A 23470-nucleotide genomic window follows, 5' to 3' on the forward strand; every position below is an offset into this window, starting at 1 on the left:
TTTTTAGAAAGACCCTAAAGAACCCCTTTAGAACTAGGGATCGTTGCCGCCCGACGGGGGTCAATTTCTAGGGCCATACGCATCGCCCGGGCAAAGGCTTTAAAGGTCGCTTCAATGATGTGGTGGGAATTAATACCGTCTAGTTGGCGCACGTGGATCGTCATTTGGGCATGGTTGACGATCGCCACAAAAAATTCCCGTACCAATTGGGTATCGTAGGTGCCGACCCGTTCCGTGGGGATTTCTAAACCATAGCTGAGGTGGGGCCGACCAGAAAAATCTAAGGCGACCTGTACTAGGGCTTCATCGAGGGGCGCGACAAAATGACCAAACCGCTGAATCCCTTTGCGCTCACCAATGGCTTTGGCGATCGCCATCCCCAGGGTAATGCCCACATCCTCGTTGGTGTGGTGGTCGTCAATCTCGTAATCCCCTTGGGCCTGGATGTGTAGATCCAATAGACCATGGGAACAGAGCTGATGCAGCATGTGATCGAGGAATGGCACCCCAGTATTCACCTCACACTTGCCAGTTCCATCCAGATTGACCGTTACTTTCACATTGGTTTCACCCGTCACCCGGGCAACGGTGGCAATCCGGGGGGACTCAGAAGAAGCAGGCATCATTAGAATATAACTAGGTTCAAATTCGCTAAGCTATTCTAGCTTAAGGTTGAAACCATTTAGGGAAACCCATACTGAAGACGAGACAGACTACACCATGGACAACAACAACTTCCTGCAACAAATGCTGATGATTGGGATTGGGACCACCTCGATCGTCGCCGAAAAAGTCAAAGAAGCCAGTGACCAGTGGGTAAAAGAAGGGACGATCAACCCAGAGCAGGCCAAAACAATGCTCGATGACATGATGAACCAACTCAAACTCGAACAGGGCAATGCAGAGGCTTATTTCGAGCGGCAGGTGCGGAATATTTTGCGGGATCTTGGGGTACCTCGTCAGTCGGAAATGGATGAACTGCGCGGTCGCATTGATCGTTTAGAGCGGCAGGTGCGCGAACTGGAAAATAAGCAGTGGCGATAGGCCCGGTAAGATAGGAAAGCAATGCACACTGTTTGTAAATCTGGGAGTGAATGAACATCCATGCGAGAAATTTGGCTTAGTTTTGGGGTCATCGTTATCTGTGGGGTTATGTTAATCTTGTCTGCGGTCTTTAATGGGGCCAGTCAAACGGCGATCGCCGCTGAACTCGACTCGACCAGTCCAGTGGTACAAATTGCCGCCAATCCCACCGAGGAACTCAAAGATATGGATATTGATTTATCAAAAGCAGTCACAACCGAATCCGGCCTCCAGTACATCGATGAAGTTGTCGGTGAAGGGGCATCCCCCATGGAAGGGGAAATGGTGACGGTTCATTACACTGGCAAACTGACAAACGGCGACGTGTTTGACAGCTCCGTCAAGCGCAATGAACCCTTTTCTTTTGTGATCGGTGTTGGGCAAGTGATTAAAGGTTGGGACGAAGGTGTCATTACCATGAAGCCTGGTGGTAAGCGCACGCTGATTATTCCCGCGGAACTGGGCTATGGTTCCCGTGGTGCTGGTGGTGTGATCCCCCCCAATGCAACTTTGATCTTTGATGTGGAATTGCTTGGTATTCGCTAGGCTAACCACGATTAATAATGCTACAAAAATCCCCCATGCCAAACGGAAAATGGGGGGTTATTTTTTTGAATTGGCGGTAATGATCAAACGCAAATTTATTCTGTGACGACGGCTGGCGGCAAAATGACTTTCGTGGCGAGACCAAGCCGTTGTAGGAGCCAGATGGCCCACCAGGTAACATCGATTTCCCACCAGCGCCAACCGGCTTTCGCCACATTGGGATAGGCATGGTGGTTGTTATGCCAGCCTTCGCCATAGGTGAGAATTGCCGCCCACCAGAGATTACGGGAATTATCGTCGCTTGCGTGACTGCGGTAGCCCCACACATGGGTGACAGAGTTGATAAACCAGGTGCTATGCCATAGCAACACCGCCCGCACCAGCATCCCATACACGACCCAAGACCAACCGCCGAGGAGATAAAGGGCGATCGCCAAGGGAATTTGTAGCAACAGAAAATTGCGGTTTAGCCAACGATAAAAGGGCTGTTTCGCGAGATCCTGGGCATAGCGGCTGTATTGATCAGCATCAAAAAATTGTTGATCGGGGTAGAAAATCCAGAGCATATGGCTCCACCAAAAACCCCGTTTTGCGGAATAGGGGTCTTTAACTTTATCTTCTGTGTGGGCATGGTGTAACCGGTGGCCCGCCACCCAAAAAATAGGGCCACCCTGGAGAGCCAGGGCACCGATAAACGCCAGGGTATATTCCAGCCATTGCGGGACTTTGAAACTGCGGTGGCTCAGTAGGCGATGGTAACCGAGGCAAATACCGATGCTGCCAAAGAGCCAGTGGAGAAACAGACAAACGGCGATCGCCGACCAAGAAAAAAAGAAGGGGGCCAAACCAAGGGCCAGGAGATGAACCGCGCCGAAAAAGAACACAGCAACCCAGTCTAGGGTTGGTTTTTGGGGGAGTTGTTGCACAGATTGGGTCATGAATTCTCAAACAATAGAACAAGACAATGGGGCGAACCCGGTTGATGATCCGCCCCAGGGGAAACGGTGGCGATCGCTAAATCGCCTTGGAGAAAGTTTTTTCGGTTTTATGTTGTAGGTAGGTGTCAAACACCGCCGCAATATTGCGGATTAAGAGCCGACCGCTGGGCGTCACCTGGAAGCCATCCCCGGAACGGTGAATCAACCCGTCGGCTTCCAAATCATTTAAAGCACTCAATTCGGCTTGGAAATAGTCGTTAAAGTCCAAATCAAAGCCCAGGTGATATTTGTTCTCCAGCGCCGGGGCCGACAGGCGAAACTGGCACATTAATTCCATAATCACGGTGCGGCGAATCAGGTCATCCTGGGTGAGTTGGACACCCTTTTCGATGGGGAGAACCCGTTGATCAATGGCTGCGTAAAAATCTTTCAAGCGTTTGTGGTTTTGGACATACACATCCTGGAGCATACTGATCGAAGTCATGCCAAACCCTAAAAGATCTGATTCCGGCTTCGTGGTGTAGCCTTGGAAATTCCGGTGCAATTCCCCGGCCTGTTGGGCGATCGCCAATTCATCGTTGGGCTTCGCAAAGTGATCCATGCCGATGAACACATAACCGTGGTAGGTGAGGTTGGCGATCGTCATCTTGAGGATTTCCAGCTTTTCGGCGGTGGGGGGCATCGCAGCTTCGGGCATCCGTTTTTGCAGAGGTTTCAACCAGGGCACATAGGCAAAGCTAAAGACGGCGATGCGGTCGGGGTTTAGTTGGATCGTTTTCTGGACAGTTTCCGTAAACGTCGCCAGGGTCTGGTAGGGCAAACCGTAGATCAGATCCACATTGACGCTTTCAAAACCCGCCTCCCGAATCCAGGCCATCACCTCAAAGAGTTTTTCCTCCGGTTGGATGCGATTTACCGCCGCTTGCACCTGGGGATTAAAATCCTGGATGCCGAAGCTGATCCGCTTAAAACCCAGTTGACGCAGGGCAAAAATATACTCGCGACTCACCTCGCAGGGGTTGATCTCGATGGAAATCTCCGCATCGGGCGCAAATTGAAAATTGTCCTGGAGAGTTTGCCACAGGCGCGTCACTTGCTCCAAGTTTAAATAATTGGGCGTGCCGCCACCCCAGTGGAGTTGTTGCACCAGGCGATCGCCTTGGACGAGGGGGGCAACCTGTTGAATGTGACGAATCAGGTAGTCCAGATAGGTAGCCGCCGCCGGTTTGTACTGGGTAATGATCGTATTGCAGCCACAGAAATAGCAGGGCTTTTCACAAAAGGGAATGTGGCAGTAGAGGGAAAGGGGCGTTTTTTTATAATTCCCCATGGCGATCGCCTGGCGGAAAAGATCCCCCTCAAAATCAGGGGTTAATTCCGTTGCGGGAGGGTAACTGGTGTAGCGGGGAACCGCTTGATTATATTTTTGGAGGAGCTGTCCATTAAAGCGGACATTTTGACAGGCTAAATTCATCGGAAAAAGAGATTAATTAAAGTTGATTTTTCAAAAAAAATCCCCTAGCACTTCTAATCTCAGTGAGAAATAATGCTTTCAAACGATACTTAAAAGCGCTCGGAGAAACTCGTAGGAATAGAGGATTAAAACTGGTTCTAGGAAGACGCAATAAGGGCCGGATCATCGGGCTGGCGATCGCGGTTTTCGGTACTGCCCGGGCGGTCTTGGCGAGTTAACAAATCAAAGGTGTGTTCGCCGATGGCAGCCTTTACGTCTGGCTCCAACTCGTGCATCACATCCCGGTTGAGGGCAAAGGCATAATTGGCTTCGTTGATAATCTTTTGGATGGTTTCTTCGTCTAAATTCAACCGATCCAGGGCGTCTCGATACTGCAACTTGAAATTGCGGCGATCGCCTGGGGTCGGCCAATGGTCAAATTCATAAAATCTGGTGCCTTGGCCATCGGGTAACTCTAAAGCCGAGCGGATAATATTCTTTAAACTCTGACCCCCAGACAGATCCCCCATATAGCGCACATAGGCATGGGCAATCAGGAGCAGCGGATCAGTGGCGGCCAGTTCTTGTAAGCGCGCTTGGTAGACTTTACCCGCCGGGAGTAGTTCCAGTTGCCTGTGCCAATGCTCACCGTAGTAAAAGGCAAGATCCTCTTCCAGATGGGGCACTCGGTTCAACTCCGGGAAATAGATTTCCCCTAGAATTTCGTGGTCTTTGTACTGTTCAAAAGCCGTCTCCAGGGTGTAATAGACCGCATACAAATTGGCCATCAATTTCCGGAGGGGTTGCCGCTCCACAATGCCCTTCAAAAAACACTTCATAAAAGCTGTATTTTCTGAGAGGGTATGGGAGGTTTGGGTACCAAAGCGGAGGCGTTGGGATAGGGTCGTCATGGCTGCTCCATGGGGTAAATAAGCGGAAAAATGCTGAGGGGAATTTTTAGTGAACCTCGGCCCGTAGGGCTTCGGCATCCACAGGCTTGGTGAAGAAGATCAAAGCCATATGCCAAACGATGTTGGTGATCCAGGGGATTTTTTGGAAAAACTGAATCACTTTGGGGTTGCCGTTGGTGGCGATCGCCTTGAGGTGTTCATTGGCGGCGGCGCAGGCTTCTAAACGGGGGAAAAACTGCGGATGGTTTGTGTCGAGCACTTCCGGGAAAGCCCGTAGAGACGTTTCGTTGGTGTTGCGAATCACATCCCGATTGTATTGGTGGGCATCAAGGCCAATCATCTCGTAAAAATCAGACCGTTCCAGGGTTGTCAGGGAATGGGTGACAAATACCGTTAACAAGAAAAAGCGCGACCACAAGCGAGATTGCCAAGTTTTCCAGAGGGATTTTTGCGATCGCAATAGGGCTTTAAAAAAGTCTCCGTGGCGGTTTTCGTCCTGGCACCAGCTTTCAAAATACTTAAACAGCGGATAAATATTGTGTTCTGGGTGTTTCTCCAGGTAACGATACACGAGGATATAGCGCCAATAGCCGATCTTTTCTGACAGGTAAACGGTATAAATCACCCACTCCGGCGGAAAGAAAGTATAGGTTCGTTTTTGGGTGAGATATTTCAGGTCTAAACAGAGACCAAAATCCACCATTGATTTGTTGATAAATCCCGCATGGCGTGCCTCGTCCCGGGCCAGCAGGTGAAAAGCTTCGGCCAAAATCGGGCTGCGATCGCGGAGGCGACGGGACAGTTCTTTAAATAAAAGAAAGCCAGAAAACTCAGAAGTACAAGAACGTTCTAAAAAGTCAATGAAAATACTGCGGGTTTTCTCGTCGAAATGATCCCAAGATTGCTCAAAACTTTCGTCACGGATGAAATGATTACGGTTATAATCGGCGCGCAATTCTTCGAGGGCAGCCAAAATTTCTTCTTCGTGGGAAGAGAGCACCATGTTGGCAATTTTATCAAAATCCGTGGTGTAAAAGCGGGGTGTTAGGAGGGTTTCTTGAACTGGTTTTTTAACCCCTGGTCTGAGAAGTTCTGGACTTGGCTGGTCAGTGAGCGTAACCATAGGCTGATTAAAAGGTGTTTTTTAAATCTTTCTGGGACTTATCTTTTCGGAATTATCCTGAAGTTTCAAGAGGGTTTCTCCGGCTAGCCTATAGTTACCTGGGGTAAAAAAATATTGCCTTTGTTAGGATTCCGGGGACATTGAAGAAATGTTAAAGTTTTAGCAATGAAGTATGTTTGGCCAATGACTGACCCCAACCCTTGTAATGATGTTAATTTCCAATGTCCGATCCAATTTGTGGTGGATTTGTTGGGAAATAAATGGTCAATTTTAGTGTTGCGGGAGCTTTTTACAGGCGATCGCCGCACCAATGAACTGCTCAAGGCTTTACCGGGGATCAGTACCAAAACGTTAATGGTACGCCTGCGAGAACTAGAAGCCCATGGCCTGGTGGAACGGCGCATTTACGCAGAGATTCCCCCCCGGGTGGAATATTCGTTAACAGCAAAGGGACGAGAAATTCAGCCTGTGATGACCGCCCTCCATCAAGTTGGCTCCCAATGGTTGGAACAAGAGACTTGCGTTTGTCCTTTGCAGGGGGAAATAGATTCGGTGCAATCGGCTTAATTTTTTAGGACAATTCAAAGAGTTCAGCCACGGTCACAAAGCGATAGCCAGCTTCGGTCAACTGACTCAAAATCAAATCTGTCGCTTCTACGGTGCGTTGGCGATCGCCGCCACCATCGTGCATCAAAACAATCGATCCGGGTTGTACAGCCCCAATGACCCGTGCCGCAATGTCCACAGGACTAGCCTCAATTTCCCAATCAAAAGAATCCACATCCCAAATCACGAGGCGTTTCTGTTGTTGATGGAGATAAAGGGGAAGCAGGAGAAAACGACGACCCCAGGGCGGCCGAAAATCGATCTGGCCCGTGACCCCCAAATTCCGCAGCAGTTGATCCGTTTTGTCCACTTCGTTGGTGATGTAGTCCCAGGAACGGAAGGCCATGTATTTGTGTTCGTAGGAATGGTTACTCAGTTCATGGCCAGCGGCGATGGTTTGGCGGACGGTGTCTGGATAGAGTTCGATATTTTGCCCCACCACATAGAAGGTGGCCTTCGCTTGGTAGTCGTCGAGAATCTCTAAAATCGCTTCGGTATAGGGCGGTGCCGGGCCATCATCATAGGTCAAAGCAACAACTTTCTCTGGGGTGGCGACTTGGTACAGGCCAAAAAAGCTAATCTGTCTGATCAAAGGCAACGCATTTCGCACCAAGATCAAGGCGATCGCCGTGACGAAAAATAAACGAATGACCTTCTGCCAAGCCTTGGGGCGCAGGGGAACAAAACGAACAGCTTTCACAATGGGTACCGCAGGAAAGAAGTGAGCACCTACCTAGCCAAGATAGGCTGCTTTAACCCGTTCATCGGTGAGTAGATCCCGGGCGTTGCCGCTAATTTTAAGGTAACCCGCTTCTAAAACATAGGCGCGATCGCTACATTCGAGGGCCAAACTCGCATTTTGTTCGACTAAAAGAATCGTGGTGCCATCGGCGTGGAGTTGTTGAATTACCTGAAAAATTTCCTTCACAATTTGGGGCGCTAAACCAAGACTCGGTTCATCAAGGAGTAAAAGTTTTGGCCGCCCCATCACCGCCCTGGCGATCGCCAACATTTGTTGTTCCCCACCGCTGAGGGTGCCCGCAATTTGATTTTTCCGTTCTGCGAGGCGCGGGAAAATGGCAAATTGTTTTTCGAGATCCGCCTTAATCCCTAACCGATCCTGGCGCGTGTAGGCCCCCAATTCCAAATTCGTTAAAACTGTTTGCCGCGCTAAAATTCGTCTTCCCTCTGGACTATGGGCAATGCCCGCCCTGACAACGGCATGGGGGGCACTTTTGGTGATCTCGGTGCCATGATACAAAATTCGACCTTGGCGGAGATTGACCAGCCGCGAAATGGCCTTGAGGGTAGTGGTTTTTCCTGCCCCATTTGCGCCGATCAGGGTGACAATTTCCCCGGCATTGACCGTTAAGTGGATATTTTTCAGGGCTTCGATACCACCATAATTGACTGAGACATCAATGAGTTCCAACATTTACTCATCCCCCAAATACGCTTCAATCACCGCTGGATCTGCCTTTACGTCCTCTGGTAAACCGAGGGCAATCAGTTCGCCAAAGTCCAACACCGCCAGGCGATCGCACAGTCCCATCACCAGGGGAATATGGTGCTCAATCAACAGAATCGTCAGGTCAAATTGCGCCCGAATTTGTCGAATCAAATCACTCAAAGCGCCTTTTTCGTTGGGGTTCATCCCGGCAGCGGGTTCATCGAGGAGTAAAAGCTGGGGTTCTAGGGCCAAGGCGCGGGCAATTTCTAAACGCCGCTGATCACCATAGGAAAAATTTTTTGCCTGTTGACGGTATTTTCCAGTTAAGCCCACCAAATCTAGCAATTCCTTCGCCCGGTCGTAGGTTTCTTGCTCAGCTTTTTTCGCTTTGGGTAAACCTAAAATACCTTCAAAAATATTGTTTTTTTGGTGCAGATGACGGGCGATCGCCACATTTTCGAGGGCCGACAAATTTCCAAACAAGCGCAGATTCTGAAACGTCCGCGCAATACCAGAGGCCGCAATTTGGTGGGGAGCCAGACCGTGAATCTTGCGGCCTTGGTACAGAATGTTTCCTTGGGAAGGGGGAATCATCCCGGTCAACAGATTAAAAAAAGTTGTTTTGCCCGCCCCATTCGGCCCAATCAAGCCGAAAATTTCCCCTGGGGCCACCTGAAAAGACACATCATGCACCGCCACCAGGCCCCCGAAGCGCCGGGTCAAATGTTGAACGTTGAGGATGGGGATGGCTAAATCCGGCATAGGCTCGACCGATTAAATCAAGCTTATTTTAGCGGCATCTAGGGGTGAAATTAACGGGATTATTGAGTCGGCGATCGCCAAAAATCTCCCCAGGTGATTGGTCTACCTTATGAAAAATATGTGCCATTCTCATTTATCTAAATGGATTGTTTTGGTTTACTATGATCCCTCAGTAGTCACCTCGTTTTGACATCGGACGATCGAACAGTGAAAAAACTTATTCGCGGCCTGGACAAATTTAAGCAAAGCTATGTTGCGAGCCACCAGGATCTTTTTGAACAACTTTCCCACGGCCAAAAGCCCCGCGTTCTGTTCATTTGTTGCTCCGACTCCCGTGTTGACCCGGCGCTGATTACCCAAACGGATATTGGTGAAATCTTCGTCATCCGCAATGCCGGAAATATTATTCCTCCCTATGGTGCGGCCAATGGTGGCGAAGGGGGCACCCTAGAATATGCTCTCCAAGGCCTCGATATTCGGCAAATTATTGTCTGTGGCCATTCCCACTGTGGCGCGATGAAAGGGCTGCTTAAATTAAATAAACTCCAAGCCGATATGCCTTTGGTTTACGACTGGCTCAAGCACGCCGAAGCCACCCGTCGCCTCGTCCGGGATACTTACCCCCACTGCGAAGGGGAAGAACTGGTCGAAACCCTCGTTGCGGAAAATGTCCTTGTTCAGATTGATAATCTCAAAACCTATCCCGTGGTGCGATCGCGGCTCCACCAGGGCAAACTGAAAATCTATGGCTGGATCTACAACATCGAAAATGGCGAAGTGTTAGCCTACGACGAAACAAAACACGCCTACGTGAAGCCAGACTATAGCCTCATCGACGAAACCCCCTTAACGGAGCGCGAAGCCCTAGAAGGTTGCCCACTTCCCTACACCGTCGCTTCTGGCCAGAGTTTAGCGGGTTGGTACGGCGAAACTGATACCTTCTCCGTGAGTGGTTAGGCTGCCATTGCCGTTGCTCTTTTTTTCTCACAAACAAATTTAATTGAGCAAAACTGAAAAACAATGATGGCTTTGTTGGTTTAAAGTTGGGACTATTCAAGCTCTCTTCATGTCTCAATGTCCTAGCTGTCAATTTCAACATACCGTTAAAAATCACAGTATTCTGCACTTTACCATTATTGACAATGTGTTTTTCGAATCACTATTCTACATATAGTGCTTTAATACAAGTTAATGCACTTTCAACGGAGTGTTATTATGAGCAGGTGACACTCTGCTAACACTACCTGTGGAATGTCGGTTATATTGTCAACATCTATCTTACTGTTTGGGACGCATATTGTTTAATAAAACAATAGCTAAAAAACACCCAGCTATTCCACCAACCAACATGTAGATAAATTGTTTTTGCTCAGTTTCTTGATCATTAGAAACTCTTATTTGTTTCCAGCTTAATCCAGTATCTCGCTCTCTTGATCTAAGAATTGTACATTGTATATCTCCGCTAGGTGGACATTGACGGTAAAGACCTACTCCTGGAACTCTTTCGACTCTTGTATAGCTTACAGGTTCAACTAGTAAAAGACCTGCTATAGCTCCTACTATAGTTGCTGTGCTAATAATTCCAAAACTCCAGTTTATTTTTGGTAAGCTATCTAAGCTCTTGTCTTTATTTACCAGATCTAAATCATTACGTTTTTTGTTGATTTCAAATTCATTTTTTTTGCCCATGAAATTACAAGAAATACATCTGTAAATTTCGCCAGAACATAACGTACTTGCAATACTAATACTTTTGCCGTAGCACGTGGGACATTTTAATTCTTGATGATTCATTTAAGTAAGGGTGAAAATTGTATGGATTTCTTTGACTATTAATTGTTTTTACATACACTAAGTTTTTTGCTGAAAATTGTATACTACTTGGTGATACTTCTTGTGGTGGATTTTAATGTCTTACGTTAGTAGAAATTTCCCTCAACTCATTGAAGATAGCTTTTGAGACGGGCAAATTAATCAAGATTGCGGATCCCAGACAAGATTTCTTGACGAATCAACCCAAGTATAACAACTTCATCCGCGATAATCAGTCGTTGTAGTTCTGAAACTTGAGGCAACAGCTCAGACGGTTCTTTTCGACGTAAAGCCAGGGACCAAACTGAAGTATCAACGATCGTTTGCATCTCTATCGTCGTTGTGTTTTGTAGCTATAGTTGGGATCGTATTCAATCGTTCCAAAAAGCTCGATTAATTTGAGGCGCTTACGCCGCTGAATATATTCTTTGAGGGCAATTTCAACAAGGGCATCGGGCGGTGTTTGATTGCCGAGGGCGAGAGCTTCTTTCAAAAGAGCATCATCAATATTCAAAGCTACAGTCATTCCAGTTGCCTTCAGTTAAATTAAATTCACTCTGTTATTTTTTTTGCCAATCGTCTCTCGAAAAATGCCTGGCTTCTTGTCATGTCTGTGAAATCATTGATGATTTCTAGTGTATCAAGTCCTTTGATAAAGGCGATCGCCGAACTCCAGCTAATAAAAAAGACGGTGCCCATTAACACACCGCCTTGCAAAAATTATGGACTCCAGTTTGAACGATTAGCGAATCTCTGGGGCACGCAGAACCGCAACATCTAAACTAGGTGCCTGTGCCGTCTGCCGAAGACTTGGCACCGATTGGCGCAGGATCGCCGTTAGATTTTCTGTGGTAGAAGCATAGATCTGGGTCACAGCCTTCGGATACAGACCAATCCCAATAATCGGAATCAACAAGCACGCAATCACAAAGACTTCGCGAGGCTCGGCATCGATCAGTTTTTCATGCTCCACAAGCTCTTTGTTTTCTGGGCCGTAGAGGATTTCTCGCAACATCGAAAGCAGATAGATCGGCGTTAAAATGACGCCCACTGCCGCGAGGAAAACAATGATCACCCGGAAAGTAGGGCTATAGGCATCACTGGTGGCGAAACCGACGAATACCATTAATTCAGCAACAAACCCACTCATCCCCGGCAGCGCCAAGGAAGCCATCGAGCAGGTCGTCCACATCGCAAAAATTTTCTTCATTTTTTTGCCGACCCCACCCATTTCATCGAGCATCAGGGTGTGGGTACGGTCATAGGTGGCACCAACCATAAAGAAGAGACTTGCCCCAATGAGCCCATGGGAAATCATCTGTAACATTGCACCACTCGTCCCCAAATCGGTGAACGAAGCCATCCCAATTAGCACAAAGCCCATGTGGGAAATGGAGGAATAGGCGATTTTTCGTTTGAGATTACGTTGGGCAAAGGAAGTGAGGGCCGCATAAACGATATTGACGACTCCGAGGATCACGAGCACTGGGCCAAACAGGGCATGGGCATCGGGGAGCATCCCCGCATTCATCCGCAGTAGGGCATAGCCGCCCATTTTTAGGAGAATTCCGGCGAGGAGCATGTGGGCCGGGGCCGTGGCTTCACCGTGGGCATCGGGGAGCCAGGTATGCAGAGGGAAAATCGGTAACTTTACCCCATAGGCGATAAGCAGGCCACCATAAAGCAGCAGTTGGAGGTTAATGCCAAAGTCTTTCTGGGCGATCGCCGTCATATCAAAGGTGACCGTATCCCCATAAAAGGCCATGGTCAGGGCGGCAATCAGAATAAATAACGAACCGCCAGCGGTGTAGAGGATGAATTTCGTTGCGGCATAGAGCCGTTTTTTGCCACCCCAAATGGACAGAATCAGGTAAACCGGAACCAGTTCTAGTTCCCAGGTAAAGAAAAACAGCAGCATATCCTGCACGGCGAAGACAGCGATTTGACCGCCATACATCAGCAGCATCAGGAAATAAAATAGCTTTGGCTTAAAGCTTACGGGCCAGGCCGCCAAGATCGCCAAAGTTGTGATAAAACCCGTGAGAAGAATCAAGGGCATGGAAAGGCCATCGGCCCCCACTGACCACCGCAGATCGATTGCTTCGACCCAGGTGTAGCTTTCTACCAGTTGCAGATTCGGGTTACCAAAATCGTAGCCCGTGTAAAAGGCCGTCACGATGATCAAAAAGTCAATTAAGCCAATGGTCAAGGCATACCAGCGCACTGTTTTCCCATCTTTGTCGGGGATGAGGGGCAAAAATAATGCCGCAATAATGGGAAATAAAATAATCGTGGATAACCACGGAAAATTTGCAAAGTTCATACAAACTCAAAAAAATTAATGGCTGTTTCTTAAAAAATGCAATATTTATAAATCATTAACGCAGAATAAAGGCGATCGCCAAGCAGAATGCTTTACCCTGTACCATCTTCAAAAAAGTGGGACAGAAGATCTAACGCCTCTAACGTTACTTGTACCATTCCCAAATTTTCTTGACCGACTCTCCGGGGGAACTGCAATACTCCTTAACTTTGACCCCCCCTAAGGTGAAGATCCCCTAGCAATTCAGCCTTGGCATTCCCAAACGCAGCCAGAAAATGCTAGAAATGCTCACTTCTTAACTTTTTATCAGTAGCTTGACCATGACCAACCCTAGTTCTAACCCACAACTCCAGGCCGTCAGTCCCACGGTGTTTGCCCAGCGCGTCGCCACGACCGAATCTTTGCAACTCATTGATGTGCGTGAGCCCGATGAGCTAGAGATTGTCGCCCTCCCAGGCTTTACCAATTTACCCCTGAGTCAATTTGAACAATGGGCTGCCCGCATTGCTGTGGACTTTGACCCCCAGGCAGAAACCTATGTGCTTTGTCACCATGGTGTGCGTTCGGCGCAAATGTGTTATTGGCTGCAACAACAAGGTTTTACCCAAGTGATCAATATTGAAGGTGGGATTCACCTTTACACCCTCTCTGTGGATCAAAGCCTACCGCGCTACTAGGGAAGAATGAGCTATACTAACCCAAACTTAGACCTTAAATCTTTCTTAAGTTAAGCCAAGTTTTTTTACTATTTTTTTATATTTCTTAGTTATTGAAAGCACTACTGTCGGCGTATGGTTGCTCAGAAAATTCTTAATCCCCGTCACCAAAATATTTTTCGAGCAACGGTCAACCATTACATTTCCACAGCGGAACCCGTAGGCTCCAAAACCCTTGTGGAGGAATATGACTTTCAGGTCAGTTCTGCCACCATTCGTAATGTGATGGGCAAGTTGGAAAAGGCAGGTTTTTTGTATCAACCCCACATCTCGGCGGGACGGGTCCCCTCTGATTCCGGCTATCGCTTCTATGTGGACGAACTCGTCACTCCTAATTCCCAGACCCGTAAACGAGCGAGCCAAACGTTACAGGAACAGACCGCTGCAGAGTATTGGGGACTAGATGCGACCCTCCAGCGGGCAACGCAAATCCTGGCGACGTTAAGTGGTTATATTGCTCTAATCACGGTGCCCCATCAAAACCATGCTCGCCTACGCTATCTACAGTTACTCCCCCTGGGGGATCAGAAGGTGATGATGATTGTGGTGACGGATAGTTATCAACCCCAATCGTTGTCCTTGACCCTGGACTGTGACCCCGATGAGCTAGAGATTCTATCGAATTTTTTGAATCACCATCTCCAGGGGCGATCGCTCCAAGAAATTGCCAGCCTTGATCCCCAGGCTTTAGACGAAGACTTTCACCATTGTCAGCTGTTATTGGAGACGATTTTGGGTAAGATTGCCCAGATTGTGCCCAATACGATTGCGACGCCGATTCTAGTACGGGGCATTTCGGAAGTGCTGCGGCAACCTGAGTTTTCCCAAATTGAGCAGTTACAAACCCTATTGCACTTGCTAGAGGCGAAACAAGAACAGCTACTCCCGGTGGTTTTTAATGGTTTACCAGGCGATCGCCCGACGCTCATTCACATCGGCACCGAAAATCCCCTAGAACCCATGAAAACCTGCGCCCTTATTTCCACATATTATTACCAAGAAAAAACGCCCGTTGGTAGTGTTGCGGTGCTTGGCCCGACGCGGATGTTCTATGAAAATGCGATCGCCTTAGTTGAAGCCACAGCAGATTATCTTTCTGAGAATTTAAAAGCCGCTTTTTAAGGTTTAAGAATCGTAGGAAATAAAGATCAAATAATTCAATTTTTTGTTTTTTTTGTTGATGGCGATCGCCACAATCTTTTTAGGGGAGTACCCATAGGGGATTTCATGGACTTTGACTTAGATATTCTTCTCTTTGCCCTAGTGTTGAGTATTGACTGTTTTTCCGTCGCCCTCGCACTAGGAGTACGCCATTTTTCCCGCAAGCGGGCCTTATTTTTTGCGCTCAGTTCAGGTTTCTCCGGTGGCGGTGCTATTTCCCTCGGTTTTCTCCTGGGTAATTTCGCCCAATACATCACTTTCTATGATCAAGGAATTGCTTTTATTCTCTTGATCCTTATCGGTGTTCACATGTGCTACAACGCCTACCGAGAAATGCAGAAGCTCCCAGATGATAAGGATGAACCCAGAAAAATTCATGGTCTTTGGAAAATTCTTTTGGTCTCTAGCATTTCCAGTGTTGATTCTTTGGGGGTTGGTATTTCCCTTGGTTTAATGGGCAAACCCTTAATTCCCTATTCCCTGGGGATCGGGATTTCCGCTTTTTTTGCTACTTATGTGGGCTTATTTTGCGCACAATTAATTTCTAGTCAATTGAAGGAAAAGGTAGAGTTTTTTGGCGGTGGTATTTTGATTGCCATGGGCCTTAAAATGCTCTCAATATAATGATTATTTAGGCCCGATTTTTATAAATCTAAAGTCATCGTTTTCCAAGTAAAAAGCAGATTATTATTTCGCTCAGTCTCACGAGAATTTGGATTTATTTATAGACAATTACTTTTTGGGAAGAATTTTTTTAATAATTTTGTGGAACTCGGAAACAATGAAAAAACTATGATAAATCGACCCACGATTTTTCGTTTATAGTAATAAATGCATTCTTTTCGGGTTGGTGATCGCCACGGCATTTATGGGTTTTGAATTAGACATTATTATTTTCGCCCTTGTCCTCAGTATTGACTCCTTTTCCGCTGCCTTAGCCCTTGGTATTCGTCACTTTTCTGGAAAACGGGCTTTATTTTTTGCGCTCAGTTCGGGGCTTTCTGAAGGGGTGGCGATCGCCCTCGGCTTCATTTTGGGACGTTTTGCCCAGACTATAATTATGGCCTACGATCATTGGGTGGCCTTTGCCCTATTGGTTTTGGTGGGTGGACATATGTGCTACAACGCTTACCAAGAAATGCGAGCCAAGCCAGGCGATGACGATGGTGAATCCGTCAAAATCCATAGCCTGTGGAAAATTTTGTTTATTTCTAGTATCACCAGCATCGACTCTTTGGGGGTGGGCGTTTCCCTCGGCCTCATTGGTAAACCGCTTGTGCCTTACTCCCTCAGCATTGGCTTGGCTGCTTTTTGCGCTACCTATGGGGGCTTATTTTGTGCCAGACTCATTTCCGGGCACTTAGGCGAAAAGGTAGAATTTTTTGGCGGCGGAGTTTTGATCGCCTTGGGCATTAAGATGCTGTCAATCTAATCTATTCCGAATACACTACAAAAGCCCTTCTAATTGACGTCGAATGCGGTCTAATTCTGTATCCGACAAATCGTTTTCTGACGCTGTGGTTTGCTCTGCTGGCTGTTGCTTTCCCTCTGGATCCCAAGCTAAATCTGTCACATTCGCTTCGGGGGGCGTGGCCAATTCGCCAGCGGCAACGTGCTGCCAATCATAATCTGCATCCCGACAAAACTCGATAATGTCTTCTTCATCCATGGCTTCGATGGAGACGGGCGGGAAATCCTGGGCCTCCAACATTAGCCCAAACCGGGTGGCGTCATCTTCATCTTCAAACATTAAAATCTTGTTGCGATCGCCAGTTTGGAGTGTGTGAATCCCTTCATTTTCTGTCCGGGCATTAAACAGCAAGACATACACGCGACTCATGGATTTTCTCCTTAGATGCTTACTAATCGGCTCCTTTTGGGGGAGGGTGATCAAATTGTTTATGATAAGGTAACGGGAAATTTCGCTCAAACCCTTTAAAATGGTACCGCTCGATTGGCAAATTGCGAATCTTCCCATGTTCAACCATGGTTTATTTTTGCTTGGTATCGATCTTAAAGGTGGCGATCGATCGCCATCGCTGTTTCAGGGCCTTTTTGCTTAACAAGCCTTCACAAAACAGCAGTAGTGGAACTTTCCTGGAATCTTTTCTTTCATAGAGCCTAGACGCTCACTTGATCAAGGGAGCCTCTGACGGTATAACCCAACTGGGGAGGGGGACAGCCATGACAAAATTTTATGCACCGACCATTATTGGGGCAACAACGCTCCTGACCATTGCCGCTGGTCTTGGTGGTATTCAAGGGGCGATCGCCGGCCCGGAAACCTTTACGATCGCCGCTAACGGAGCCATTACCTCCAATGAAGTCTTTAACGGGACAATCACCGGCCAGGCTGGGGGGCCAACCAATAGTAACTTTTGTGGCTGGATTGCCAATCGCCCCAACCACACCTTTCGCATTAATGGCAATGGCCTGATGTCTCTCAATCTCAGCGTCGTCGATCCTAACGGTGGCGTTTCCAGACCCTTTACGCTTCTGATCAAAAATGCCGATGATCCCAGTGCAGATCCATTCTGTGCGATCGCCGATCCTTTTAGCGGAATTCCTGCCGAAATTGGCGGTGTTTGGAATCCAGGCCGCTACCAAGTCTTTATCGGCAACTTTGAACAGGCTGGTAATGCAGGTCGCGCTCCCTACGTTTTACAAATTTCCCAGTAGCATCAACAACCGTCGGTTCCCCAAAATAATCCTCTAAAAAACTAATTAAAAAATTGCCCTCCTCTCTTAATTTTGAAAGGGGGGCAGTTTTTATGGTCTTAACCGAATTTTCGTGTTTTAGCGTTTTACCGCAGGCTCAAAGCTCGGTACCACAAGATCACGATTTTGCTTCGTGAGTTGGTTGTAGAGTCGTTCCGTATTGGGGAAGTTTGCCGCCGGTAAAGTCGGGAAGCGACGGAAGGGTACCGTATCCTCACCGAAGTTATCGAGGTACTCCATGCTGTTAACCATCGCGCCGATAAAGGCTTTCAGACCTTGGGAAGCAAGGATTTGGTTATACTTGCGGATTTCCTGCTGATCTAAGGGAGCTCGACCAAGGAAGTGCTTCGTTCCCATTTCAATCACCTTCGTGTTGGGGTAGGGAGTATAGAATTCCTTCTGGTACAGCTCAGAACAACCCAGACCTTCGATGAATTCCTTCATGTTGATCTCGCGGTTGCCCAGCTTACTTTCGAGGGCAGTAAATTGCGCATCGACAACATAGGGTTCGATGTCCCGCTCAAAGATCTGACGGTAAGCCGCGGCGATCGCCGTTTTCAGTTCGACCTTGTTGAAGGTATCCGTGAGTTTAAAGGCCTTCGTTTGCTGACGTTGAACGTTAACCCCTTGCTTGAGGCGAGCATCCACATCCGTCACCGGTAGATTCTTCGTGCTAGAAGTGCCCAACTCAATAAAGCGAGCTGTCTTCTCAACCTGAACCTTAGCTCCCACATCTTCACGGAGCGCACCGGGGCGAGTCTGACGCAGCGAATAGCCACCGGGAGTGAGATAGCGTTCGTAGGGAACTGTATCTTCACCGAAAGCTTCTTCGTACTCTTTACTGTCAATGATCGCATCAACGAGGGCATAGAAACCTTTTTTCGCACAGGTATCAAAGTAGCTGTTGATTTCTTGGCGACCATAGGTGGGACGACCCAACAGACGACGGTGGATGTATTCCACAGCCTTGGTTACGTATAGAGAAGACCAGTAAGTATTCCGGAAAACATCAGATTTTGCCAAGGCCCGGATGAATTCCCGCAGGGTAATTTCACCATTTTCGAGCTTGATCTCTGCCACTTTCTGGCGTTGGCCAGCATAGACCATCCGACCAAAGACCTGACGGTAAGCAGCTTCAATGACCTTTTGGGTCGCACTTTCCGAGAAACTAACGTTGGTAGTCTTACCTGATGGTAATTCGTTATTGAGACGGAATACTTTAGCTCCAAGGCTGCCGGGTTGCGTAGCGCGGGCGCGGGGATTACCCAGTTGGTTGTTAATGCCAGGGCCACGGTGAATCAAGATCCGCCGGGTATCTTTATTAAAGGGAGCAGGGCTGGCGCTGGGACTCCGGGTTGCTTTCGGGAAGATTGCCCCGAACTGAATTTCTAAGGCATCGTTACCAGAGCCATATACGTGCTGATCCGGTAGGGGCTGATTGTAGCTGGCGAAGGTCGTAATAAATTGAGGGACTTTGCGGAAAGGTGCGCTGTATTTGAACAGATCCTGTTGCATGCCCCAGTTACGACATTCCTGGGCTTCTTGGCCTAAACCACGGAGGTAAGGGACGGTTTCTTCCCCGAAATAATCGGCATATTCTTGGGAATCGACCAAAGCATCGACCAGGGCCGCTAAACCACCGCTAGAGACAATAGCAAAGTATTCTTGGACTTCTTCGCGGGAAGAGGGGCCACGACCGAGAATGTGACGGAAAGCAAGTTCTAAAGCTCGGCTGTTGATAAAAGGTTCAAAAAATTGCTTCCGATAAAGGGGAGATTTCGCCAAGCGACGGACAAATTCCTTCATGGAAATGTCGCCATTTTTCACTTGGGATTCAAGGTAAGAAATGGATTGGCTGTAGGCCCGTGTAATGTCTCGTTCAAAGATTTGGCGATAGGCGGCTTTGACGACTGAGTTTTTCTCTAGGGCAGACAAGCCAGGCTTCATCACGAACTTCTGACGCTTTTCGGCGGCGTTGAAGTAGCTCTGGGGCAGTTGTAAACCCTGGGCATCGATGGAAGGCCGTTGGCGCAATTTATCGTTGGGAACTTGGGTCTGCATCTCGGTGATTAACACATCGAAATACTGAACCACGGTTTCTTGGGCTTCGCGATCGCCCCGGAACAGATCCAAAGAAGCCGCTTTCATTTCCTGGATCGCCACGATGGTCGCCGGAATGGAGCAGGCATTCTCGATGACTTCTTTTAGACCACGGGTGTTGACCACGAGGATACTCGGATCACCGGCCACAATGGCATAGGTAGTGTAGCGGAGGAACCAAGCCATATCCCGCAGGGACTTGGTCATGTTGCGGGGGCCGTAACGGGAAACACTGATTGGCCGGAAACCAGCGGGAATCTTACCGCCACCAGAACCGAGAAACAAATTTTTGACACCACCAAAGATCCCTGTGGCACCACTGGCATCCCCGACGGCCATGGAAACGCCGAGATCGCTGTCATCGGTATCGGTTTCCGGTTGGTCGAGGTAAGCAAGGGGGGATCCACCGGCAAAAATCCGGTTCGCGGCACGGGAGACGATGAGCTGGGAACTCAGTTTAATCGCTTGGGCGATCGCCAAACGCTTGAGTCCAGAGTCATAAAACGTTTTCAGTGCCGTTAGTTCTCCAGATTCCAGGTAGCGATCCTGTTGCTCTGCCTGGGAAATGTTGGAGAGGGGAACGGTTTGATATAACTGGGGGCGAGCTAAAGAGCTTCCACCGCTGGCCTTAATCGTCATGGATTTTCAACTATCTCCAATCAAAAATGTTCAATTTATAGCGAAATTGGGGAGAAAGTCAGCAAGAGTTTTCGGGTTCCCTTTGGCGATCGCTTCTCCCAAATGCTTTATTAAATGAGATGTTTATCAGTTAGCTAGACTTTAGGGTAGAACGTTTCCGGCCCGGACACGAAATTTATTAAGAAGTATGTCAAAAATTCAGAAAAACTGGGGATCAAGGTTGCACAATGTGACCTGTACTGTTTTCAAGCCAGTTAATCTATTTGCGACCTTCTCCCTATGACTCACCCTAGCGATCGCCAACAAGCCGTCCGAAATCTCTACAATACCTATCCTTTTCCGCCGGAGCCGCTGTTGGATGAACCGCCCCCAGGGTATAACTGGCGTTGGCATTGGCAGGCCGCCTATAACTTTTGCACTGGACGTAAACCGAGCACCGATAAAATTCGCATCCTCGATGCTGGTTGTGGCACGGGAGTCGGTACGGAATATTTAATTCATTTAAACCCAGCCGCTGAAATTGTCGGCATTGACCTCAGTGAAGGGGCCTTAGAAGTTGCCGAAAAACGCTGTCAACAGTCTGGGGTACGCGATCGCCACACCGCACCAGTCACCTTTAAGCGTTTACCTATTGAGCAAGCAACGGAACTAGAGGGGGAATTTGATCTAATTAATTGCGTCGGCGTCTTGCACCATATGCCCGACCCAATTCAGGGAATTCAAGCCCTCGCGCAAAAACTAGCCCCCGGCGGCATTTTCCATATTTTTGTCTATGCGGAGTTGGGCCGTTGGGAAATTCAACTGATGCAAGAGGCGATCGCCATTTTGCAGGCCGATAAGCGCGGCGACTATATTGACGGAGTTAAAGTAGGCCGCCAAATTTTCGCAAACCTACCAGAAAATAATCGCCTCGTTCAATACGACAAAGAACGCTGGTCTCTAGAAAATCACCGGGATGCATCCTTTGCAGATATGTATGTTCATCCCCAGGAAGTGGACTACAACATCAAGACTTTATTTGAACTCATCGATGCGTCAGGCTTAGAATTTGTTGGTTTTTCTAATCCACAGTTTTGGGATCTAGAGCGACTCGTGGGCAAGGAACCAGAGTTAATCGAGCGGGCAAAAAACTTAGATGAACGTTCCCGTTATCGTTTAATCGAATTGTTGGATACCACCATCAGTCATTACGAATTTTTCCTCTGCAAACCGCCCCTGGCAAAAATGGATTGGTCTGACGATCAAACTCTTACCGAAGCAACAGCAGAGGTTCATCCTTGTCTGAACGGTTGGCCTAGCCAGTCTCTCTTTGACTACGACTACCAACTCGTTAGCCTCAACGACACTGAGTTTCAGTTTATGCAGGCTTGCGACGGCACAAAAACGATTGGTGAAATTTCCCAAGCTCTGGGAGTCGGACTCGATCTAGGGCGATCGCTCCAGGCCAGACAATTGATTATGCTGACACCTAAAATATAAGCAGTGAAGGATGCCTAAAAAGATTCGTGAGTTAAAAAAACTCTTGCGTCGGGCTGGATTTACGATGCGACCTGGCAAAGGAAGTCATACCAACTGGACACATCCAAAATATGCAGGCAGGATCACCTTAGCCGGAAAAGATGGAACAGACGCAAAGCCCTATCAGGAACAAACTATTCTAGATGCCATTCAACAGGTTAACGAAGCAAAAGACGATGGATAAACTCAAATATCAAATGGTAATTCAGTGGAGTGACCCTGATAATTGTTATCTGGTTGGCTTTCCGGATTTTATTGGTCAAACCTGGCGTACCCATGGTGAGAGTTATCAAGAAGCTGTTCAAAATGGTGTTGAATGCCTAGAAAGCTTAATTGAAGACTACGAAGCGGCAGGAGAAACTTTACCAAAGCCCACCGCTGTCTTGGTTGCAGCCTAACCGAAAACCCGGTGTTCGAGGGAGGGCATTTGACGGCGCACTTGGGCTAGGCGATTTGGATTAATTTCGGCGATCGCCACCCCTGGGTGAACACCCGCATCATTCAGCACAGTTCCCCAAGGATCGACGATCATTGCATGGCCGTGGGAATAACGCATGCCGTAATGGTTGCCTGTCTGCGCTGGCGCGATTACATAACAGGTATTTTCAATGGCTCTGGCTTGAATCAAGGTCTGCCAGTGATCTTTGCCGGTATAGGCTGTAAATGCGGCGGGAATGCAAAGAATATCGGCTCCTTGCTTTGATAAAGAACGATATAGCTCCGGAAAGCGCACATCATAACAAACGGATAAACCGATTTTGCCCAACTCCGGCGAAGCAAAGATTTGGGGGAGCGTATCGCCCGCCTGGACTGTGCTTGATTCTTTGTAGGTATTTCCGTCGGGCAAATTCACATCAAACAAATGCACCTTGTGATAGCGGGCCAATTCTTGGCCATCAGGGGAAATCAGCAGGGCCGTGTTAAAGACTTTATTGTCACCGCCAGGCACCGGAAACCCACCACCCAGGAGGGTGATTTGAAATCTCTGGGCCATAGTCTTGAGAAATTTTTCGCTTTTTTGGGCAATGACATCGGCTTGGGCAAGCTTAGCGGCTTCTTCGCCGAGGAAAGAAAAATTTTCCGGAAGCGTCACAAGTTTCGCCCCCTGGTTGACAGCCAACTGAATCAAGTCTTCTGCTTCGCCCAAGTTGTGGTCTAAGTCGGGCTTACTGGTCATTTGGATCGCTGCCGCGAGATAGGATTTCATATGGCCTGAGATGTTTTTAGAAATAGGGATCTGGGAAAACCGTCAACCAGAAGTTTTGATGGTTAAACTGGTTTAATACCATAGCAGAATCTTTCCCCACCAACATGGGGCGATCGCTTCGAGACGGGCTTTGCAGCATACCTTTCTTGAGTGGATGATCAAAAACGGTGGGGGCTGTGAATCATTGGCATGGAAATCTTGCGGCGATCGCATTACCAAAGCACAGATGTCTCGGTTTGAAAACCTTTAGCGCAGAAAATTTTGCCCATGGTGAACATTTTCAGAAAAGATCAGTTAACCTATTAGCATCAAGTTTCTGGATAGCCCTTGACAAAGGTTGCATCCCACCTGGAGTAGTTTTTGCGACTGGCGATGCTAGAGGCGATCGCCATCCATCAGTCGCT

27 protein-coding genes are annotated in these 23470 nt (G+C 48.0%); 12 read left to right on the top strand and 15 right to left on the bottom strand.

Going from position 1 to position 23470, the window contains the following annotated elements; all coding sequences use genetic code 11:
- Positions 1-14: 14 nt before the first annotated feature.
- Positions 15-626 carry an imidazoleglycerol-phosphate dehydratase HisB gene (gene hisB / locus AWQ22_RS10090; protein ID WP_062434959.1) on the bottom strand — a complete coding sequence of 204 codons (612 nt, stop codon included), beginning with the start codon at positions 624-626 and terminating at the stop codon, positions 15-17.
- Between the two features lie 94 nt (positions 627-720).
- Here hisB and AWQ22_RS10095 point away from each other — a divergent pair, with 94 nt between their 5' ends.
- Both AWQ22_RS10095 and AWQ22_RS10100 read left to right on the top strand, forming a co-directional pair.
- Positions 721-1044: a phasin family protein gene (locus AWQ22_RS10095; RefSeq protein WP_012307595.1), complete on the top strand. Its 324-nt coding sequence runs from the start codon at positions 721-723 to the stop codon at positions 1042-1044.
- A 60-nt stretch (positions 1045-1104) separates the two neighbouring features.
- Positions 1105-1629: an FKBP-type peptidyl-prolyl cis-trans isomerase gene (locus AWQ22_RS10100; protein ID WP_030007856.1), complete on the top strand. Its 525-nt coding sequence runs from the start codon at positions 1105-1107 to the stop codon at positions 1627-1629.
- A 95-nt stretch (positions 1630-1724) separates the two neighbouring features.
- Here the strand turns inward: AWQ22_RS10100 and AWQ22_RS10105 are convergent, their stop codons facing one another.
- From AWQ22_RS10105 to acsF, 4 genes are all read right to left on the bottom strand, one after another.
- Positions 1725-2567 carry a fatty acid desaturase gene (locus tag AWQ22_RS10105; RefSeq protein ID WP_065711001.1) on the bottom strand — a complete coding sequence of 281 codons (843 nt, stop codon included), beginning with the start codon at positions 2565-2567 and terminating at the stop codon, positions 1725-1727.
- 76 nt (positions 2568-2643) lie between these two features.
- The gene (gene hemN / locus AWQ22_RS10110; RefSeq protein ID WP_065711002.1) at positions 2644-4041 is read right to left on the bottom strand and encodes an oxygen-independent coproporphyrinogen III oxidase; all 1398 of its coding nucleotides are present in this window, start codon (positions 4039-4041) and stop codon (positions 2644-2646) included.
- Positions 4042-4178: 137 nt separating this feature from the next.
- Positions 4179-4931: a heme oxygenase (biliverdin-producing) gene (locus AWQ22_RS10115; RefSeq protein WP_065711003.1), complete on the bottom strand. Its 753-nt coding sequence runs from the start codon at positions 4929-4931 to the stop codon at positions 4179-4181.
- A 46-nt stretch (positions 4932-4977) separates the two neighbouring features.
- Positions 4978-6054, bottom strand: a complete 1077-nt coding sequence (acsF, locus tag AWQ22_RS10120) for a magnesium-protoporphyrin IX monomethyl ester (oxidative) cyclase (protein ID WP_065711004.1) — start codon at positions 6052-6054, stop codon at positions 4978-4980.
- 165 nt (positions 6055-6219) lie between these two features.
- On the opposite strand from acsF, the gene AWQ22_RS10125 reads away from it, so the two are divergent.
- A complete protein-coding gene (locus AWQ22_RS10125) occupies positions 6220-6621 on the top strand; it encodes a helix-turn-helix domain-containing protein (RefSeq protein WP_030007861.1) in 402 nt (133 codons plus the stop codon).
- Between the two features lie 4 nt (positions 6622-6625).
- Here AWQ22_RS10125 and AWQ22_RS10130 read toward each other — a convergent pair whose 3' ends face one another.
- Genes AWQ22_RS10130 through AWQ22_RS10140 form a run of 3 tightly spaced genes read right to left on the bottom strand, consistent with a single transcriptional unit; the run spans position 6626 to position 8872 of the window.
- Positions 6626-7360 carry a polysaccharide deacetylase family protein gene (locus AWQ22_RS10130; protein ID WP_065711005.1) on the bottom strand — a complete coding sequence of 245 codons (735 nt, stop codon included), beginning with the start codon at positions 7358-7360 and terminating at the stop codon, positions 6626-6628.
- 33 nt (positions 7361-7393) lie between these two features.
- Positions 7394-8095: an ABC transporter ATP-binding protein gene (locus AWQ22_RS10135; RefSeq protein WP_012307604.1), complete on the bottom strand. Its 702-nt coding sequence runs from the start codon at positions 8093-8095 to the stop codon at positions 7394-7396.
- Complete coding sequence (locus AWQ22_RS10140; protein WP_030007864.1) at positions 8096-8872, bottom strand: ABC transporter ATP-binding protein; 777 nt, start codon at positions 8870-8872, stop codon at positions 8096-8098.
- Positions 8873-9079: 207 nt separating this feature from the next.
- Here AWQ22_RS10140 and AWQ22_RS10145 point away from each other — a divergent pair, with 207 nt between their 5' ends.
- On the top strand, positions 9080-9829 hold the full coding sequence (locus tag AWQ22_RS10145; RefSeq protein WP_012307606.1) for a carbonic anhydrase: 750 nt from the start codon (positions 9080-9082) through the stop codon (positions 9827-9829).
- A 321-nt stretch (positions 9830-10150) separates the two neighbouring features.
- On the opposite strand, the gene AWQ22_RS10150 is transcribed toward AWQ22_RS10145, so the two are convergent.
- From AWQ22_RS10150 to AWQ22_RS10165, 4 genes are all read right to left on the bottom strand, one after another.
- Complete coding sequence (locus tag AWQ22_RS10150) at positions 10151-10666, bottom strand: hypothetical protein (protein WP_157094612.1); 516 nt, start codon at positions 10664-10666, stop codon at positions 10151-10153.
- A 176-nt stretch (positions 10667-10842) separates the two neighbouring features.
- Positions 10843-11013 carry a hypothetical protein gene (locus tag AWQ22_RS10155; protein ID WP_198166482.1) on the bottom strand — a complete coding sequence of 57 codons (171 nt, stop codon included), beginning with the start codon at positions 11011-11013 and terminating at the stop codon, positions 10843-10845.
- A 2-nt stretch (positions 11014-11015) separates the two neighbouring features.
- Positions 11016-11210, bottom strand: coding sequence for a type II toxin-antitoxin system VapB family antitoxin (locus tag AWQ22_RS10160; protein ID WP_065711007.1), 195 nt, complete (start codon positions 11208-11210; stop codon positions 11016-11018).
- Between the two features lie 216 nt (positions 11211-11426).
- Positions 11427-13007, bottom strand: coding sequence for an NAD(P)H-quinone oxidoreductase subunit 4 (locus AWQ22_RS10165; protein ID WP_065711008.1), 1581 nt, complete (start codon positions 13005-13007; stop codon positions 11427-11429).
- A gap of 320 nt (positions 13008-13327) precedes the next feature.
- Between AWQ22_RS10165 and AWQ22_RS10170 the strand changes: the two genes are divergently transcribed.
- From AWQ22_RS10170 to AWQ22_RS10185, 4 genes are all read left to right on the top strand, one after another.
- Positions 13328-13684, top strand: coding sequence for a rhodanese-like domain-containing protein (locus AWQ22_RS10170; RefSeq protein ID WP_030007866.1), 357 nt, complete (start codon positions 13328-13330; stop codon positions 13682-13684).
- 114 nt (positions 13685-13798) lie between these two features.
- Positions 13799-14845, top strand: coding sequence for a heat-inducible transcriptional repressor HrcA (gene hrcA / locus AWQ22_RS10175; protein ID WP_065711009.1), 1047 nt, complete (start codon positions 13799-13801; stop codon positions 14843-14845).
- Positions 14846-14950: 105 nt separating this feature from the next.
- Entirely contained in the window at positions 14951-15508 is a 558-nt protein-coding gene (locus tag AWQ22_RS10180) for a manganese efflux pump (protein WP_065711010.1), read from the top strand.
- Positions 15509-15734: 226 nt separating this feature from the next.
- Positions 15735-16316, top strand: coding sequence for a manganese efflux pump (locus AWQ22_RS10185; protein ID WP_232321335.1), 582 nt, complete (start codon positions 15735-15737; stop codon positions 16314-16316).
- A 15-nt stretch (positions 16317-16331) separates the two neighbouring features.
- Here AWQ22_RS10185 and AWQ22_RS10190 read toward each other — a convergent pair whose 3' ends face one another.
- On the bottom strand, positions 16332-16724 hold the full coding sequence (locus AWQ22_RS10190) for a DUF3110 domain-containing protein (protein ID WP_012307615.1): 393 nt from the start codon (positions 16722-16724) through the stop codon (positions 16332-16334).
- Between the two features lie 344 nt (positions 16725-17068).
- Between AWQ22_RS10190 and AWQ22_RS10195 the strand changes: the two genes are divergently transcribed.
- Positions 17069-17563 carry a hypothetical protein gene (locus AWQ22_RS10195; RefSeq protein WP_012307617.1) on the top strand — a complete coding sequence of 165 codons (495 nt, stop codon included), beginning with the start codon at positions 17069-17071 and terminating at the stop codon, positions 17561-17563.
- A gap of 117 nt (positions 17564-17680) precedes the next feature.
- Here AWQ22_RS10195 and AWQ22_RS10200 read toward each other — a convergent pair whose 3' ends face one another.
- On the bottom strand, positions 17681-20341 hold the full coding sequence (locus tag AWQ22_RS10200; protein WP_030007871.1) for a phycobilisome rod-core linker polypeptide: 2661 nt from the start codon (positions 20339-20341) through the stop codon (positions 17681-17683).
- A 279-nt stretch (positions 20342-20620) separates the two neighbouring features.
- On the opposite strand from AWQ22_RS10200, the gene AWQ22_RS10205 reads away from it, so the two are divergent.
- The 3 genes from AWQ22_RS10205 to AWQ22_RS10215 are packed head-to-tail and all read left to right on the top strand — an operon-like array spanning position 20621 to position 22257.
- Positions 20621-21820 (top strand): class I SAM-dependent methyltransferase, encoded by a 1200-nt coding sequence (locus tag AWQ22_RS10205; RefSeq protein WP_065711012.1) that lies wholly within the window; start codon positions 20621-20623, stop codon positions 21818-21820.
- A 10-nt stretch (positions 21821-21830) separates the two neighbouring features.
- Positions 21831-22043 carry a type II toxin-antitoxin system HicA family toxin gene (locus tag AWQ22_RS10210; RefSeq protein WP_030007873.1) on the top strand — a complete coding sequence of 71 codons (213 nt, stop codon included), beginning with the start codon at positions 21831-21833 and terminating at the stop codon, positions 22041-22043.
- Positions 22036-22257, top strand: coding sequence for a type II toxin-antitoxin system HicB family antitoxin (locus AWQ22_RS10215; RefSeq protein ID WP_030007874.1), 222 nt, complete (start codon positions 22036-22038; stop codon positions 22255-22257). The genes AWQ22_RS10210 and AWQ22_RS10215 overlap by 8 nt, the downstream gene beginning before the upstream one ends.
- Here the strand turns inward: AWQ22_RS10215 and AWQ22_RS10220 are convergent.
- The gene (locus tag AWQ22_RS10220) at positions 22254-23066 is read right to left on the bottom strand and encodes a carbon-nitrogen hydrolase family protein (RefSeq protein WP_012307621.1); all 813 of its coding nucleotides are present in this window, start codon (positions 23064-23066) and stop codon (positions 22254-22256) included. The genes AWQ22_RS10215 and AWQ22_RS10220 overlap by 4 nt on opposite strands.
- Between the last annotated feature and the right edge of the window lie 404 nt (positions 23067-23470).

Source organism: Picosynechococcus sp. PCC 7117 (genome assembly GCF_001693275.1).
Classification (GTDB): domain Bacteria; phylum Cyanobacteriota; class Cyanobacteriia; order Cyanobacteriales; family MRBY01; genus MRBY01.